The sequence below is a fragment of the Thermodesulfobacterium hydrogeniphilum genome (assembly GCF_000746255.1).
In the GTDB taxonomy this organism is placed as follows: domain Bacteria; phylum Desulfobacterota; class Thermodesulfobacteria; order Thermodesulfobacteriales; family Thermodesulfobacteriaceae; genus Thermodesulfobacterium; species Thermodesulfobacterium hydrogeniphilum.
Genome location: NZ_JQKW01000011.1, coordinates 89,800 through 106,450 on the forward strand (window position 1 = coordinate 89,800; position 16,651 = coordinate 106,450).

17 protein-coding genes and 1 tRNA gene are annotated in these 16,651 nt (G+C 30.3%); 12 read left to right on the top strand and 6 right to left on the bottom strand.

The window, feature by feature from the left end; genetic code table 11:
* Positions 1 to 161 precede the first annotated feature (161 nt).
* Positions 162 to 1,154 carry a transporter gene (locus CC87_RS06710; protein WP_051920686.1) on the top strand — a complete coding sequence of 331 codons (993 nt, stop codon included), beginning with the start codon at positions 162 to 164 and terminating at the stop codon, positions 1,152 to 1,154.
* Positions 1,155 to 1,156: 2 nt separating this feature from the next.
* On the opposite strand, the gene CC87_RS06715 is transcribed toward CC87_RS06710, so the two are convergent.
* Positions 1,157 to 2,623 (bottom strand): sigma-54 interaction domain-containing protein, encoded by a 1,467-nt coding sequence (locus CC87_RS06715; RefSeq protein ID WP_038057445.1) that lies wholly within the window; start codon positions 2,621 to 2,623, stop codon positions 1,157 to 1,159.
* A gap of 258 nt (positions 2,624 to 2,881) precedes the next feature.
* On the opposite strand from CC87_RS06715, the gene CC87_RS06720 reads away from it, so the two are divergent.
* The 8 genes from CC87_RS06720 (at position 2,882) to CC87_RS06755 (ending at position 7,408) form a co-directional block, all read left to right on the top strand.
* A complete protein-coding gene (locus CC87_RS06720; RefSeq protein WP_038057447.1) occupies positions 2,882 to 3,190 on the top strand; it encodes a hypothetical protein in 309 nt (102 codons plus the stop codon).
* Between the two features lie 10 nt (positions 3,191 to 3,200).
* A complete protein-coding gene (locus tag CC87_RS08740) occupies positions 3,201 to 3,764 on the top strand; it encodes a hypothetical protein (RefSeq protein ID WP_051920688.1) in 564 nt (187 codons plus the stop codon).
* A gap of 27 nt (positions 3,765 to 3,791) precedes the next feature.
* Positions 3,792 to 4,904, top strand: coding sequence for an autotransporter outer membrane beta-barrel domain-containing protein (locus CC87_RS06730; protein WP_038057449.1), 1,113 nt, complete (start codon positions 3,792 to 3,794; stop codon positions 4,902 to 4,904).
* 71 nt (positions 4,905 to 4,975) lie between these two features.
* On the top strand, positions 4,976 to 5,674 hold the full coding sequence (locus tag CC87_RS06735; protein ID WP_051920690.1) for a C39 family peptidase: 699 nt from the start codon (positions 4,976 to 4,978) through the stop codon (positions 5,672 to 5,674).
* Positions 5,675 to 5,686: 12 nt separating this feature from the next.
* Positions 5,687 to 6,184 carry a hypothetical protein gene (locus CC87_RS06740; protein WP_038057451.1) on the top strand — a complete coding sequence of 166 codons (498 nt, stop codon included), beginning with the start codon at positions 5,687 to 5,689 and terminating at the stop codon, positions 6,182 to 6,184.
* Positions 6,185 to 6,306: 122 nt separating this feature from the next.
* Positions 6,307 to 6,381: transfer RNA gene (locus CC87_RS06745), tRNA-Ala, on the top strand.
* Between the two features lie 227 nt (positions 6,382 to 6,608).
* Positions 6,609 to 6,812 (top strand): hypothetical protein, encoded by a 204-nt coding sequence (locus tag CC87_RS06750; protein WP_038057453.1) that lies wholly within the window; start codon positions 6,609 to 6,611, stop codon positions 6,810 to 6,812.
* 8 nt (positions 6,813 to 6,820) lie between these two features.
* Positions 6,821 to 7,408 (top strand): flavodoxin family protein, encoded by a 588-nt coding sequence (locus CC87_RS06755; RefSeq protein ID WP_051920692.1) that lies wholly within the window; start codon positions 6,821 to 6,823, stop codon positions 7,406 to 7,408.
* Here CC87_RS06755 and thiE read toward each other — a convergent pair.
* The 3 genes from thiE to CC87_RS06770 are packed head-to-tail and all read right to left on the bottom strand — an operon-like array spanning position 7,403 to position 10,086.
* Positions 7,403 to 8,023, bottom strand: coding sequence for a thiamine phosphate synthase (gene thiE, locus CC87_RS06760; RefSeq protein ID WP_038057455.1), 621 nt, complete (start codon positions 8,021 to 8,023; stop codon positions 7,403 to 7,405). The genes CC87_RS06755 and thiE overlap by 6 nt on opposite strands.
* A gap of 4 nt (positions 8,024 to 8,027) precedes the next feature.
* Positions 8,028 to 8,723: an anaerobic ribonucleoside-triphosphate reductase activating protein gene (locus CC87_RS06765; RefSeq protein ID WP_038057521.1), complete on the bottom strand. Its 696-nt coding sequence runs from the start codon at positions 8,721 to 8,723 to the stop codon at positions 8,028 to 8,030.
* Positions 8,724 to 8,781: 58 nt separating this feature from the next.
* Positions 8,782 to 10,086: a hypothetical protein gene (locus CC87_RS06770; RefSeq protein WP_038057456.1), complete on the bottom strand. Its 1,305-nt coding sequence runs from the start codon at positions 10,084 to 10,086 to the stop codon at positions 8,782 to 8,784.
* Positions 10,087 to 10,329: 243 nt separating this feature from the next.
* Here CC87_RS06770 and uvrB point away from each other — a divergent pair, with 243 nt between their 5' ends.
* Genes uvrB through CC87_RS06785 form a run of 3 tightly spaced genes read left to right on the top strand, consistent with a single transcriptional unit; the run spans position 10,330 to position 14,867 of the window.
* On the top strand, positions 10,330 to 12,342 hold the full coding sequence (uvrB, locus tag CC87_RS06775) for an excinuclease ABC subunit UvrB (RefSeq protein WP_038057458.1): 2,013 nt from the start codon (positions 10,330 to 10,332) through the stop codon (positions 12,340 to 12,342).
* Positions 12,343 to 12,345: 3 nt separating this feature from the next.
* Positions 12,346 to 13,725: a 16S rRNA (cytosine(967)-C(5))-methyltransferase RsmB gene (gene rsmB, locus CC87_RS06780; RefSeq protein WP_038057459.1), complete on the top strand. Its 1,380-nt coding sequence runs from the start codon at positions 12,346 to 12,348 to the stop codon at positions 13,723 to 13,725.
* Between the two features lie 14 nt (positions 13,726 to 13,739).
* Complete coding sequence (locus CC87_RS06785) at positions 13,740 to 14,867, top strand: mechanosensitive ion channel family protein (protein ID WP_051920694.1); 1,128 nt, start codon at positions 13,740 to 13,742, stop codon at positions 14,865 to 14,867.
* Here CC87_RS06785 and dapA read toward each other — a convergent pair.
* Complete coding sequence (dapA, locus tag CC87_RS06790) at positions 14,864 to 15,745, bottom strand: 4-hydroxy-tetrahydrodipicolinate synthase (protein WP_038057461.1); 882 nt, start codon at positions 15,743 to 15,745, stop codon at positions 14,864 to 14,866. The genes CC87_RS06785 and dapA overlap by 4 nt on opposite strands.
* A 24-nt stretch (positions 15,746 to 15,769) precedes the next feature.
* Complete coding sequence (gene dapF / locus CC87_RS06795) at positions 15,770 to 16,618, bottom strand: diaminopimelate epimerase (protein ID WP_038057462.1); 849 nt, start codon at positions 16,616 to 16,618, stop codon at positions 15,770 to 15,772.
* Positions 16,619 to 16,651 lie beyond the last annotated feature (33 nt).

Genomic DNA, 16,651 nt, shown 5'->3' on the forward strand with positions numbered 1-16,651 from the left:
CTTTCAAATTTTAAAAAAATTTTTGAAAATTTTTATTTTAAGAGGGTTTACTCCAAATGTGATATTCTAAAATAGTAATCAAGTGTGCCATTTTAAAATTGTAACCACAATTGGATAAAAAACACTTGACTTAATAAAAAAATTATGTTACGATGGGTTTTATGAATTTTTATTTTTTTACTAAATATTTTTTTATAAAAATCTTTATTGTTTTATATTTAATTTTAAATTTATTTCTCAGTTTGGGTATATGTGCAGAAAGTGCAAAAACTCCAAGTTCTGAAGAAGCGATTTTACAAGAAAAAGGTGGAGTTTTACTTCCAAAAGGCACTTTAGTTATTGAACCAGGATTTCAATACTCGCATACATCAAGAGCAAGAATAGCTATAAGTGGATTTACCATTTTAGAAGCGATAGTAATAGGTAAAATCAAGACAGAAGATATTAAAAAAGATGTGTTTATGGGATATCTTAATTTTCGTTATGGCCTTTTAAATAATCTTCAATTAGAAGCACAGGTCCCTTATATGTATCGTAAAGAGCGCTATGCTTACAAAGAGGATTCTTCTACTACAGAAAAAACAGTTACAGATTCAAACATTGGTGATATCTCTTTTGGCGCTTCCTATCAAATTTTGTATGAAAAAGGAAGTATTCCGGATGTGGTGCTTAATTTTAAAGTTAAAACAAAAACTGGTAAAGATCCTTATCATATAGAAACCAATGATAAAGGTATACCCAAGGAACTTCCTACAGGAAATGGTCACTGGGGAATTTCTGGAGGTATAACATTAGTAAAAAGAAGCGATCCAGCTGTTTTGTTTGGTAGCTTAGCCTATTTTTATAATTTTAAACGGAATGTAGAAGGCTACGGAGAGATGAAACCTGGTAGCAGCATTGATTTTAGTATAGGTATGGCTTATGCTTTAAATGAAAAACTTTCTACTTATATTTCGTATGATCAAAAAATATATTCTCATACAACACAAGAAGGTGAAGATGTTGTAGGAACTGATTTTAATGTAGGTATGCTTTATTTTGGGACTTCTTATGTAATATCCCCTAAAACATCTCTTAATTTTTCAGTAGGAGTAGGACTCACTAATGATGCTCCGGATGTTACTGTTGAGATCAGACTTCCTATAAAATTTTAATTTTATTTAGGTATGTTTATTTCGTAATATTTGATAAGATTATAGATTGTTGGTCTACTTACATTCAAAGCTTTAGCTGTTTTACTTATGTTAAAATTGTAATTTTCAAGTGTTTTTATCAGTTTATTTTTATCTATATATGATCTTCTTCTATATTTTTTATTTTCTTGAGAAAAATTTATCATTGGTTCTGTTAATTCATCAATCCCGAGATCTTTAGAGGTGACTTCTGTACTTTCAGATAATACTAAAGCTCTTCGAATTTTATTAATCAACTCTCTTACATTTCCTGGCCAATCATATTCCATAATAGCTTTTTTGGCATCCTCAGAAAATTGTTTAAAATTTATATTATATTCTTTAGCAAATCTTTTTAAAAAATAATTAGCTAAAACAATTTTATCATTTCCTCTATCTTTTAAAGATGGCAGCTCTATAGTAAATACACTTAAACGGTAATATAAATCTGCCCTAAAATTCCCATTTTTTACTTCATTTTCAAGATCTCTATTTGTTGCAGCAATAACTCTTACATCAACTTTTTTAGATTTTTCACTTCCTATTCTTTCAACAATTCCATCTTCTAAAAATCTTAAAATTTTTGCTTGTAAAGATAAAGGCAGTTCTCCTATTTCATCAAGGAAAAGTATTCCTCCATTAGCTAATTCTACTTTTCCGTTTTTAACATTATATGCTCCTGTAAAAGCACCTTTTTCATATCCAAAAAGTTCTGCTTCCAGTAAATTTTCTGGAATAGATGCGCAATTTATTACTATAAAAGGTCTACCTTTTCTCGAACTCTTTTCATAAATAGCTTTAGCTACCAACTCTTTACCTGTGCCACTTTCTCCCAAAATCAAGACCGGAATATCTAATGGAGCTACTTTTCTTATTAGAGAAAAAATTTTTAGCATCTTCTCACAAGTCCCTACAAATTCTACATTTTCATCATAATTTCCTTTGGATAACAAAGATTTATTAAAGTTTATGTAAAATTCAATTAAATCATCAATTTTTATTTGATTTGATAAGTTTTTAAGTCTATATAAAAATGTCTGTTTAAAATGATTAAACACATATTCAGAATTAAATATTTCTAAAGAAAAATGACAATTTGGACAAACAACGTCATTATCAAGTAAAGAATTACAATATGGACAAGTTTCCCAAGAAGTAGAATATAAATTACTACAGATGAATTTCCAAAGCTTTAAAAATATTTCTTTTTCTGTAATTAAAAATTCTAAAGCAGTTCCTTTATCATCTTCTCTTATCTTCTTTGCAGGAATTCTTAATTCTGTATCTTTATAAGGTATTAAAATTTCTATAATATCTTTTTTTGATGGAATTTTATTTTTTAAAAAACATCCGCTTAAACTTAAGCCTTCTAATATTACTCTTTTTTTTTCAAATTCTTCAGAAGATATAATAGCATTTACAGGTTTTTTAAGGCGAATATCTAAACGCATTTTTAATTATCTTTATTTAATAAATTATTTTATAATAAAAATGTCTATAATAGATTTTAAAATAATGCAAAAAAATATAGTTTCAAGGAATAAAAAAACAAAAAATTTAAAGTATTTTTATAAAACTGTAATATAGTCAATTTACAATCTTTTACATCTTTTTACATTTTTTACACATTTTACAGTTTCTATTTTCTCTTTCATTAAGGAAATCCACAGTTTAAGTTCTGGCATGATTATTGCGGTATATAAAATATTATGAAAATAAAATCCAAAATAAAAAATTTAACTATTATAAGCCTGCTCACCTTTTTCTTACTTTTACCTAACATTGGGGAAAGCGAAGAAAATTTATTTTTATACCCTGATCTTAAAATTTTTAATTCCCGTTCTTTAAATGAGGTAATTGGTGGTAAAGAAACTGGATCTATTTATTACATAGAAAAAAATAAAATTATTTTATGGGATGAAGCTAATGAAGCTAAAAAAGTTAAAATTACCCAGTTAAACATTTTTAAAGGTGATAATAACATAGGTTACTCTACACTTATAATATCTTCTAAATAGGAGAAACATGATGAAAAAATTAGTAATAACTTCAATAATCTCTCTTTTATTTCTTAGTAGTGGAGTCTTGAGTGGAGAAATTAACAAAACCACAATTACAGATCATGTATTTTCAGGTGCTTCTGGAGTAGCAGGGATAAATATGGCTTCTGGAAATAACCATGTTCAAGCTAATACGTGGAGAATAGGATTAGGAGAATATAATTTTGGACTTTTAAAACAGGATACAATATGTGTGAGTAAACCACCTGATAAATCTATAGATTTAATTGGAGGCAATGCTTTTTCTGGTGTAAAAGGCATTTTTTCTATAAATCAGGCTTCTGGTTCTGGAAGCGCTGAGGCTAATTTAGTTTCTATTTCTTTTGGTAAAAAATTGGGAAGTTCAGCTCTTGCTCAAACTGTAGCAAAAATAGATAAGCAAAATCTATATTCTGGTGAATCTTTAGATATTATTTCTGGAGCAGCCTTTTTTGAATCAAAAGGGGTAATACAGGTTAATCAATCAGCTGGGATAGGAAATGGTATTGCCAATACCTTTCATTTAAATTTTAACAGGGCAACTCTTAAATAACATAAAAAACTTAAAAGGAGGTGTATGATGTTAAAAAGAGTGCTTAGAAAAAAATTGGTTTTAGCAGGTGTTTTAGTAGTTTCAGTATCTTTATTAGCTCCTATGGGAGTTAAAGCTCAAGATGGAAATGGATATTGTGATGAGTCTTGTTCAGAATCACAGATTGGGAATTATGAAGTATCTCAAATAATGAACATTGAAGACACGCAAAGTTATTCTTCTACCATCATTACTGAAATTTCAATTACAGGTGAAGATGTAGAAGTAAGCGGATTAGTAAGAGCTCTCAGTAAAAATGATCAATTTGTTATGTTCAATGAGATTGATAATTACGGAACTAAAAACGAAGGCTCAGTAAGTGGTGATGTTCTTAGTGGAGCGCAGGGTAACATAGGTACTAATGTAGTAGCAGGTGATTTTAATGCACAAAGTAATATAGTTGCAATTGCTACTGGAGAACAAGAAACTTCATTAGTTGAATCTAAGACTTTCAGTGTTCAAAAGGCTGAGTATAACTATGTAAATAATGAAGGAGTAACAAATACTGCTTCCGCAAGTGATAATGTATTATCAGGTGCACAAGGAAATATCGGACTTAATATTGCTGCTGGAGTTGATAACGCTCAAACAAATCAATTAGGTATAGCTGTTGGTTCAGCTAAGGTTGGAATAGCTGTAGCATATGTTCAGCAGAAATCTAAGTATAACATAGTAAGCAATCAGCCTATCGTAGAAGAAACAGAAGGAGAAGGAATTCCCATTGAATTGGAAGTTCAAATGAACGAAGATATTTCTGGTAATTTGGATGGTAGTTATACTGGAACAGAAGAAGGAACAATATGGGATAGCTTTGGTAATCCAGAAAATACTTATACTGGAGATGCAGAGGGGACAGTTAGTGGAGATATAGGTATAGAGAATATTGAACTTACTGGAACTATTACAGGTTCTATACCTATAGGTATAGCAAATATTAACACCACAAATACAGCTTCTTTAAGTGGTAGTGTACTTTCAAGTGCAGTAGGGAACATAGGTGTTAATGTTGCAGCAGGAAGCAACAACCTTCAGACAAATACTCTTTCTGTAAGTTATACATCCGCAGGTGAATCTGTAATTCCTGTTTCATCTGGAATTTAAGTAATATTTAAATATGTTATAAAGGGGGGACTTTGTCTCCCCTCATTTTTGTTTTTAGGAGTTTTTAAAAAATGGTTTTTAAGATAATAAAAAATTTAAGTTTGAGTTTCTTTTTCTTTAGCTTTTTTCTATATCAAGGTGCTTATTCAGGAGAGGTAGAAGTTAAAACAGGTTCTTGTGGAGGTTATATCCAAAAACATGTATTGAGTATGAAAGAACTTCGTTTTAAAAATCTTATCAAACAAAAATATGATCTAAGTTGTGGAAGTGCTGCTCTTGCTTCTTTACTTAAATATTATTACAACTTTGATATTAATGAAGAAAATATAATAAAAAATATTTTAAAACACGCTGATATAAAAAAAATCAAAGCTCGTGGCTTTTCAATGTTAGATTTAAAAAAAGGAGCTGAAAGATTAGGTTTCAAAGCAGAAGGTTATAAAGTACCCTTTGAAAAGTTGTCTTTAATAAATATTCCTACTATCGTTCTTTTAAATATTAACAATTATAAACATTTTGTAATTTTAAAAGGTGTAAAAGGTAATAAAGTATTTTTAGCAGATCCAGCTTATGGTCATAAAGTAATGGATTTAAGTCAGTTTAAAAAGTCTTGGAATGGTATTCTTCTTGCTGTTTTTGGAAAAAGGCCAAAAGAAACAGTTTGGAAACTTGATAATAAAAAAGTTCCAAAAGAAAGTATTTGGGCATTAGAAAATAGTGTTATTACAAACTTTTTTTTAATAAAACAACCTTTTGAAATAAAACCTTAAAGGAGATTTGATATGTTTAAAAAAACTTTTTTAATTATAAGTTTTATATCAGTAATAACTCTATTTATAGGAGTATTTAAAGGATTTGCAATTGAAAATGAAATTAACAACATTTTTAATGACGAAAAATTAGTTAAAAGTGAGTCTTTACAGGAAATAAGAGGCGGTTATAAGGGGATTTATTTTCAAGTAATTTTTACAGGATATTGGGATGATTTGGGACACGATGTTCGTATAGAAGGTAGTAATGACTTTATAGGTATGAAAAATAATCAAGATACTTCTGACTTTTCAAAAAATACAGTTTCTTCATCTGGAGTAAAAGTAAAAAGTTTTGCTATTATAGGAAATTTTAATGGAGCAAATGGAATTTTCCAGATCAATCAAGTTCCAGGTTCAAATAATATTGTAAGAAATAATTTAATAATAAATATAAATATATTTAATGATCAAGAACCACCTACTAAATCTTTAAATGAAATGTTCGGGAATATGCCATTAAACTTATAAATTTCATTATTTAAAAATGAGATATTAATTTATATAAAGTTTATCAAAAAACCTTATATAAACTTTCCCAAGCACTTGACAAAATAAATAAAGCGGTTATTTTAAAAATTAACTTAAAAAGTGGGGCCGTAGCTCAGAGGGAGAGCGCGTGAATGGCATTCACGAGGTCGTGGGTTCAAGTCCCACCGGCTCCACCAAAAGTGAGTTCTTTATTTCGGTTAAATTATCATAAAGATTTATTCCTTCTGTTTCAAAAAAGATTTTAATCTCCAAAAAACTGTTTGTTTATTAATAAAAACTATAACTAATAAATTGAAATTTATTTTTTTCTAACCATAATTTTTATATACTATTGATAAAAATAAAAAAAGGTTTATTTTTATTGAAATGTTAAACAAATTTTTTTCCACAAAGGGTTTAAATTATGGCTAACAAAATTGTTAATTTAGATCAAAAAGTAAAAACATCTGAAGAAACTAAATTATCTCCTTTAGATGAAATTACTCTTAGAACCACCAAAGAAATTGTTATTAAATTTATAGAAATGGGGAGATGCTCTCCTGGGACTTTTGAGGAGGTTTTTACTCAGGTTTTTAATGTAATTAAAAAAACTCTTACCAAATCTTAAAAAATTTAATGTATCTTCTTGCTATTCATGGTAGTCCCAGAAAAAATGGAAATACAGAAATATTATTAGATGCTTTTTTGAATGGAGTAAATCAACATTTTATTGTTGAAAAAATCAGACTTTCAGAACTAAATTATCAGCCTTGTTTAGAATGTGGAAAATGCGAGAAGCAAGGAACTTGCATTCTTCAAGACGATTTTCAGCTCCTTTATGAAAAAATCTTAAAAGCTGATTTTTTAGTAATTGCTACCCCTGTATTTTTTTATAATCATACTTCTTATGTGCAGGCTTTTTTTGAAAGATTTCAAGTTTTTTGGGTAAGAAAATATCTTCTAAAATTGCCCCATCCTTTTAATAAACAACCCAAAGGAATACTGTTATCCTTAGGTGCTACTAAAGGTGCTAAAATTTTTGAGGCTACTATAAGAAGCTTTAAATATGTCTTAGATACTATTTATGGAAAATATGTAGGAGGTTTATTTTTTAGAAACATAGAAAAAAAAGGAGAAATTTTAAATTATCCAGAATATTTAGAAAAAGCCAAAAATTTGGGAATTCAAATAGCTACTCTACCTGAAGAAAAGTGGGAATTATAAAAATAACTTGCTATATTCTTCTGCTCTTTTTTTTATATCTTTAGCCTGCCAGATATCACTTACCACTGCTATCATATCTGCCCCAAGAGAAACAAGTTCTTTAGCTCTTTCTAAGTTTATTCCACCTATAGCACAAATTGGAATTTTTAAAATCCTTTTGGCTTGAACTAAAATATCCTTAGAAATTACCTTAGCTTCTGGTTTAGTTGGTGAAGAATAAAAGCTTCCAAAAGTTACATAATTTACTGAGAGAGATTCCATAAATTTAGCTCTCTCAAGATCTCCATAACAAGATACACCTATAATTTTGTTTTTTAAAATTTTACGAGCTTCTTCTGGAGGAAAGTCATCTTTGCCTAAGTGAACTCCATCTGCATTTACTTCTAAAACCAATTCTATTCTATCATCTATAATAAATAAAGCTCCATATTTTTGGCAAAGATTTTTTAATTTTTTAGCATAAGGAATTAAAAAATTATTGGAATGAGTTTTATCTCTTAGCTGAACAATTTTAGTCCCGCCTTTTAGAGCTTCCTCTACTTTTTTTAAAATTTGGTTATTTTCATAAGGGGTAAGTTTTTCGTCTGTTATTACATAAAAACCTTTTAAACTCATATATTTAATATCTTTTAATAATTTCTGCTTCTGGTAATTGAGTTTTTAAAAATGTACTTATTTCCTGATAAAATTCTTCAGAATAAGGAGTAACTTTTTCTCCACTTAATGTTTCTTCTGCTGGAACATATTTTTGGATAGCAATAAATTTAAAATCTTTTAAATAGGGAAGCATTTCTTTCAGATCCTTCTCTGTAATCAAAGGAGGATAACAGGTTATCCTTATTTCCACTTTTTCTGGAATTTTTTTTAAAATTTTAAAGGTTTCTTTAACTTTAGTAAAATCTCCTTTTACTTTGTGATATTTTTGAGGAGAAGTTTTAAAATCCACTGCCCAGAAATCCACAATATCCATTTCTACAAGAGATTTTACTAAATCAGGAGCAGAACCATTGGTATCAAGTTTAACAGGAAGCTCTATTTCAAAGCGAATTCTTTCTATGAAAGTGATCAACCTTCTTCCCCAGAGAGTTGGTTCTCCTCCTGTAATAACCACACCTTTTATAAAACCTTTTCTTCTTTCAAGTTCTTTTAAAATCGCTTCTTCTGGTATATCTTCCAGAAGATTAAATCTTTCTGGAAGAACCAGATCAATATTATAGCAATAGGGACAGCGAAAATTACAGCCGTAAGTAAATATTACAGAAGAAATCCTTCCAGGGTAATCAACCAAACTGGTCCCACGAAAACCTTTAATCATGAAAGAAAGTATAAAAGAAAAATAGAAAAATAAAAGGGGCAAAAGCCCCTTTTTTTGTTTAGAAGTTATAAAAAGCTGATAAAGTGAAACGATTACCTGTATCTACATTATTATCACGCTCTGTTTCTATATGAACAACCTCTGCGCCTACCTTTACATTCTCAGTAAATTTATACCAGAGATTAGCAAAATATTGAGTATTTTTAGTAAATTGTCTATCATTTAAACCTGCAATAGTGGTTCCTTTTAAAAGCTCACTATCATTGGGATTATCTATACCAGCACCTATGGTAAAAGTCCAGCGAGGAGCAAAAAACCAGGTTAAATCAGCCCAACCACCCCAAGCTTCTATAGGATTTCTTGTATTAGAATTTACATCCAGATCATAGCGCAAAAATTCAGCACCCAAGCCTTTTCCTGTCCAGGCTTCTCCTTTAAATAAAAATTTCTGCTCAGCTAATTTAAAATTAAATTTCCATTCTCCTGCCAAAAGCCAGCAATCCACATCATCTATAGAGCTATCATGTCTGCCATGTTTATATCCACCACCAAGAGCTATCATATTTCCTTTTCCAAGAAATCCATCTTTATATTGAATTCTTGATAAAACCCAAGGCATACGCTCTTTAGACGATGTATGCTGTCTTCTATGCTGCATAACTGAAACCAAAATCTGCCAGTTATTGTTTAAATCTTTTCTTAAAGTAACCTGAGGAATACGCCACCAAAGGTTTCCTGCAGCAGTTAAAATTCCAAAGTCTACGGTAGACGGATTAAGTTGTGCTACAGGGATCCAGTCCTGCCCCACTCTTAAATCCAATCTTTTTTGAAAGTTATTAAAATCTATATAAGCTAATCTAAGACGAGGAATCAAATTGTTTCCTGAATTAGTTCCATAAAAATCTGCTTCTATTCTTCCTTTTATTAACCAATTTCCTTTTTTATGACTAATAATAGCTCCTATTCTTGTATCTCTTGGATTGAAATTGGAAGAATCGTTTTTATAATCTGCATGAGTTTCTCTATTAGCTATAGCACCCACGAAATCATTATATTTTTCTATACGAGCAGTATCATAATGATAATCAATTTTTACTCTTCCATAAAGCTTCCATTCTAAACCAGGTTTAGCTTTTACTACACCTGTTTTTTCAGGAACTGTTACTTTTTCTGTTTTGGCTTGCATCTCTTGCAGTTTTTTTTGTAAATTAGTAATTTGAGCTTGCATAACAGCCATCTGCTGTTTTAAAGCTTCAATTTGTGCCTTTAATTCCTCTGGTGTTTCTCCAAAGGATACTTTAGCAAAAGAACACACTCCAATTAAAGCTGAAGCTAAAATTTTCATTCCTTTACCTAATTTCATTCTTCACCTCCTACCTATTTTTAATTCTATAAGCTTATAAAAAATTATCTTTTTAGTTTAACATTGTAAAAGTTTATACTATATTTTGAGAAATTTTTCTCAAAAAACTCTTATCATAAAAATGTTTTTAAAATTTTTAATTTAAAAAACAATTGATTATTTTCTCAAAAAATTTATTTTTATATCCAAACCTTAAAATAAAAAATTACCACTTCGTAAGTGGTAATTTAGAGGTGAGATTATATGCAGGTTTTGGAAAAAGAAAGTGTTTTTAAGCTTAAAGCAAATATAGAACCAAAAGGAGATCAACCTAAAGCTATTAAAAATTTGGTAGAAGGAATTAAAAAAGGAATTAAACATCAGGTTTTACTTGGAGTAACAGGATCCGGAAAAACCTTTACCATGGCAAATGTTATTGCAAAGGTCGGTAAGCCCACCCTTATAATAGCTCCCAATAAAACCTTAGCAGCTCAGCTTTATAATGAATTCAAAAAACTTTTCCCAGAAAATGCAGTAGAATATTTTGTTTCTTATTATGATTATTATCAGCCAGAAGCCTATGTTCCTGTTACAGATACTTATATTGAGAAAGATGCCTCTATAAATGATTTTATAGATAGACTCAGACACTCTGCTACTGCAGCAGTTCTTTCAAGAAGAGATGTAATTGTAATAGCAAGTGTTTCATGCATTTATGGTTTGGGCTCCCCTGAAGAGTATTTTCAAAAGCATCTCTACTTGAGAAAAGGAGCAGAAATTAGTAGAGATGAATTGTTAAGAGCTCTTGTTACCATGCATTATGAAAGAACTGAGATGGATTTTACTCGTGCTACTTTTAGAGTAAGAGGAGATATTATAGAGATTTTCCCTTCTAATGAAGAAAAAAAAGCAGTAAGAGTAAGTCTCTGGGGAAATGAAATAGAGGAAATAAAAATTATAGATCCTTTTAGAGGAAAAATTCTGGGAAAAGTAAATGAAATTGTCATTTTTCCAGCAAGTCATTATGTAACTTCAGAAGATAAACTTCGCAGAGCTATAAAAGAAATTCGCAAAGAACTAAAAGAAAGAGTAGAATACTTTAAAAGCCAGGGACTATATCAATACGCAGAAAGATTGGAAAAGAGAACCCTTTATGATTTGGAATTATTAGAAGAGGTGGGTTATTGTAAAGGTATTGAAAACTATAGTAGATATTTAGATGGAAGAAAACCTGGAGAACCTCCTTATACTCTTTTAGATTATTTTCCAGACGATTTCCTTCTTTTTGTAGATGAAAGCCATATCACAATCCCTCAGATAACAGGAATGTATAGAGGTGATAGAAGTAGAAAGGAAACCTTAGTGGAGTATGGATTCAGACTTCCTTCTGCTCTTGATAATCGTCCTCTCACTTTTGAAGAATTTGAAGAAAGAATAAATCAGGTTATTTATGTATCTGCTACTCCTGGAGATTATGAAATTGAAAAAGCAGAAGGAAGGATTATAGAACAAATCATCCGTCCAACAGGGTTATTAGATCCTAAGGTTGAAGTAAGATCCTCTGAAAATCAGGTAGAAGATCTTTTCTTTGAAATAAAAAAACGTGCTAAAGCAGGAGAAAGAGTTCTGGTCTGCACTTTAACCAAACGTATGGCTGAAGAATTGACAGATTATTATAAAGAATTTGGTATTAAAGCCTGTTATATGCATTCTGATTTAAAAACCCTTGAAAGAGCAAGAATTATAAGAGATTTAAGAAAAGGAGTTTATGATGTTTTAATAGGAATAAACCTTTTAAGAGAGGGGCTGGATTTACCTGAGGTTTCTCTTATTGCTATTCTTGATGCAGACAAAGAGGGATTTTTAAGATCAGAAAGAGCCCTTATTCAAATGATAGGAAGAGCTGCCAGAAATGTTAATGGAACTGCTATTCTTTATGCTCAAAGCATAACCCCTGCTATGAAAAAAGCTATAGAAGAGACAGAAAGAAGAAGGAAAATTCAGGAAGAGTATAATAAAAAACATGGCATAACTCCCAAAACTGTGGTAAAATCTTTGGAAGACCCCTTAATGAAAATGGTAGAAGCAGATTTTGTAAATCTGGAAAAATTGTTGGAAATTGAAGAGGTTTTTAACTCCTTGGAGGAATTAAAAGCTGAAATAGCTAAACTTGAAAAAGAAATGAAAGAAGCAGCTAAAAATTACGAATTTGAAAGAGCAGCTATTTTAAGAGATAAGCTCTTTTCTCTAAAACAAATGGCTTTACAATGGGAATAATTTATGCCAAGACTTCCTAAAACCAATCCAAGAGCAGTTGCTCTTAAGATTTTAATTCGCTGGGAAAAAGGAAAACCACTTCTTGATGAAATCCTTTCTCAGGTTTTAACCAAAAGTGTTCTTCCTGATGAAAGGGATAGAGCTTTGGTTGGCGAGCTGGTTAATGGTGTAATAAGGTATCTCTATTATATAGATTTTGTAATTTCGCGTTTTTCTGATCATTCCTTAGAAAAAATGGATCCAGAGGTTAGAAATATATTGCGTCTTGGAACTTATCAACTCCTTTATACTCGCATTCCTGAAAGAGTTGCTTTAGCAGAAAGTCTAAAAATACTCTCACATAGAAAAAGAGGACAATGGATTAAAAATTTAGTAAACGCTATTTTACATAAAATTGCAGAAAATAAAAATAATCTTCCCGAACCACCTGATTTTAATCCAGTTTATTATCTTTCTGTAAAATATTCTTTTCCTGAGTGGTTGGTTAAAAGATGGCTTGATAGATTTGGATTTAAGGAAACCAAAGCTTTACTTATAGCAAGTAATGAACGTCCACCTCTGGTAATCCGTGTAAACATTTTAAAAGTAAGCAGAGATAATTTCCTTGTCTATCTTCAAAAAGATGAGGTTCCTCAGGCTAAAGCCTGTCCTTATAGTCCTGCAGGAATAATTTTAGAAGGTTTTAGAGGAAAGGTTACAGAGCTAAAAGCCTATCATTTTGGATGGATAAGCGTGCAGGATTCAGCCAGCCAGCTGGTTACTTATCTTTTAAATCCTAAACCAGGAGAAAAAATACTTGATGCCTGTGCAGGAGTTGGTGGAAAAACTACTCATATAGCAGAACTTATGAAAAATAAAGGCTTTATATGGGCTTTTGATCTTTATCCCTGGAGATTGGAAAAACTTAAAGAAAATTTTCAAAGGCTTGGATTAAAGGAGCCTAAGGTTTTTCAAGGAGATGTAATAGATGAGCTTCAAAAAATGAAAGCTCCTTCCTTTGATAGGATACTTATAGATGCTCCATGTACTGGAACAGGAGTAATAAGAAAACATCCTGATATTAAATGGGCTCGTACACAAGAAAATTTTTTAAAAATTCCAGAAAAACAGCTTAGACTTTTAGAAGGACTTGCTCCCTTTCTCAGATCTAAAGGAATTATGGTTTATGCTACCTGTAGTTTGGAACCCGAAGAAAATGAAGAAGTAATAACAAAATTTCTGGAAAAACATCCTGAATTTGAAATAGAGAATCCTTTAATCGTGCTTGAAAAATCTTGCGGAAATAAAATCAAAGAATTAATAGAAAAAAATAAATATCTAAAAACTTATCCTCATAAACATAATTTAGACGGATTTTTTGCAGTAAGACTTAGAAAAAGATAAAAAGGGGGTTGTAAATGGAACCCTTTATGAAGTTCTTTCAAGATGTGAGTCATTACTTGAATTTTATTATTTTAGGTGTTCCTATTTATAAAATTGCTTTAAGCATAGGAGTATTTCTTTTATCAATATTTTTAAGAAAAGTTTTTGTAGTAGTTATTTTTAGAGTTGTTGAACGTTTTGTTAAAAAGACCTCTACTGAAATAGACGATATAATTTTACAAATCATTTCAAAGCCTTTGACTTTTCTTTTTATAATAGGTGGTATATTCTTTGCTCTTCTGATCTTAGGTATAGAACATATTATAATATCAAAAATTTTGAAAACTCTTTTTATCTTTGTTTTTGCCTGGATTTTATACAATGCTGTAATAATTTCAGAGAGTTACATATATTCTTTTGCAGAAAAGTTTGGGAAAGAAATTAGCCAAGAGATTGGCAGTTTTTTTATAAAGTTATGCAAAATATTCATAATAGGTCTTGCGACTTTATCTATTCTTCAAGACTGGGGAATTAATGTTAGTGCTGTAATTGCTTCCTTGGGGTTGGGAGGACTTGCTTTTGCTCTTGCTGCTAAAGATACGGTGGCTAATTTGTTTGGTGGATTAACTGTGCTTATAGATAAAACTATGAAAATAGGAGACTGGATAAAAATTGGTGATATGGAAGGAATTGTAGAAGATATAGGCTTAAGAACCACTAAAATAAGAAGTTTTGAAAAAAGTTTAATCACTATACCCAATCAAATGCTTGCCAATCAGTTCTTAGAAAATTTCTCTAAAAGGAATGTAAGAAGAATAAAAATGATTATTGGTGTAACTTATGATACCACAAGAGAGCAAATGGTTAAAATTCTTGAAGAAATAAGAAATATGTTAAAAAATCACCCAAAAATTGCTAAAGATCAGCTTTTAATGGTATATTTTACAGATTTTGGGGATAGTTCTTTAAATATTTTTATCTACTGTTTCACTAACACAGCTGTATGGGAAGAATATTTAGCTATAAAAGAAGATGTAAATTTAAAAATAATGGAAATAATTGAAAGAAACGGAGCTTCTTTTGCTTTTCCAAGCACATCTATCTATGTAGAAAAACTTCCAGAACTCCCACTTTATCAATCTAAGGAACGAAAAAATTTCTAAATAAGTCCATAATTTTCTTTTAAAATCTTTTTTAATTGCTCTAAGGAGTTTTCAGCTAAACCTGCTAATGGAGGTCTTACTTCTGGAGTTTCAATTTTACCCATAAGCCAAAGAGCATATTTAGCAGGCACAGGATTGGTTTCAATAAACATAGCTTTGTAAAGTGTATAAAGTTTAAGATTTAATTTCTGAGCTTTTGCTACATCCCCTTTTAAAGAACTCTCCATAAGTTCTGCCATTTCTTTTGGTATAACATTAGCAGCAACTGAAATAACTCCCTTTCCTCCAAGCATTACAGTAGCATAAGCTGTAAAATCATCTCCTGAAAGAATAGTAAAATCCTCAGGACATTTAAGTAAGAGTTCAGTAACCTGCTTAATATTTCCACAGGCTTCTTTGATAGCTACAATATTCTCAATTTGAGCAAGCTTAGCTGTAGTATCAGGTAAAAGATTTACAGAGGTCCTTCCAGGAACATTATAAAGAATAATGGGTATATTTGTATTTTTTGCAATGTAACTATAGTGTTCATAAAGTCCATTTTGAGTAGGTTTATTATAATATGGTGTAACAATTAAAGCTGCATCAAAACCCATTTCTTCTGCCATCTTGGTATATTCTAAAGCTAATTTAGTATTGTTTGTTCCTGTTCCTACTATTAAAGGAACTTTTCCTTTAACTTCTTCTAAAGCTATTTCCATTATTCTTTTTCTTTCCTCTTTGTCTATAGTTGCAGCCTCTCCAGTTGTTCCAAGAACTAAAATCCCATGAGTTCCCTCTTGAATATGCCATTTTAAAAGATTTCTAAAAGATTGTTCGTCTACTTTTCCATCCTTAAAAGGTGTTATTAAAGCAACTATAGAACCTTGTAGATTCATATTATCCCCCCTTCCTTAATTTTTTTATCTTAAGGCATCTTCTTTTATTTTACCTTCAAAAACAAAAATAGTATCCCCTTCTAAATATATTTTATTCTCTATTTCATCTATGTATATAGTTAGAACTTCTCCCCCACGTGTTAAAACATTTACAGGATTTTCTATTAACCCAAGCTTATAAGCTATATAAGCTGAAGCAGAAGAACCTGTTCCACAAGCTAAGGTTTCTGCTTCTACTCCTCTTTCATAAGTTCTTACTTTTAAAAATTTTTGGCCATTCTTTTCTTCTATTTTGACAAAATTTACATTGGTGCCAGATGGTTTAAACATTTCATGATACCTGATTTTTGCTCCGATTTCTTCTATAGGTAATTCTTCAAGTTTATCCCAGAAAATAACCACATGGGGAACACCTGTGTTTACAAAATGAGAAACAAAATTCTGTTGATTTATTCTTATTGATAAATTTATTTGCAAATCTTTTGGCTCAGTAAGTGCCACTTTTACTCTTTTGCCTTTTACTTCAGCATAAATAAGACCTGCCTTGGTTTCAAAATAAAATGGACTTTTAAATAACCCTATTTCTTCTACCAATCTCGCTACACATCTTGCTCCATTTCCACACATTTCTGCTTCACTTCCATCAGCATTAAAAAATCTCCAAGCAAATTTAGCCTCAGGACTAACAGGATTTTCTAAAAAAATTAAACCATCTGCAGAAATTGAAAATTTATAACGACAAAGCTTTTTAGCCAAAAATTTGCCTTCTTCTGGAGAGATCTTTTTATCAAAGTTTAAAATAATAATAAAATCATTGCCAGAAGCACATAATTTATAAAAATTTAAATCTATAAATCTTCGCAAATCCTCCATAAATAATTCCTTAACTATTTAACTTTGTTTTAT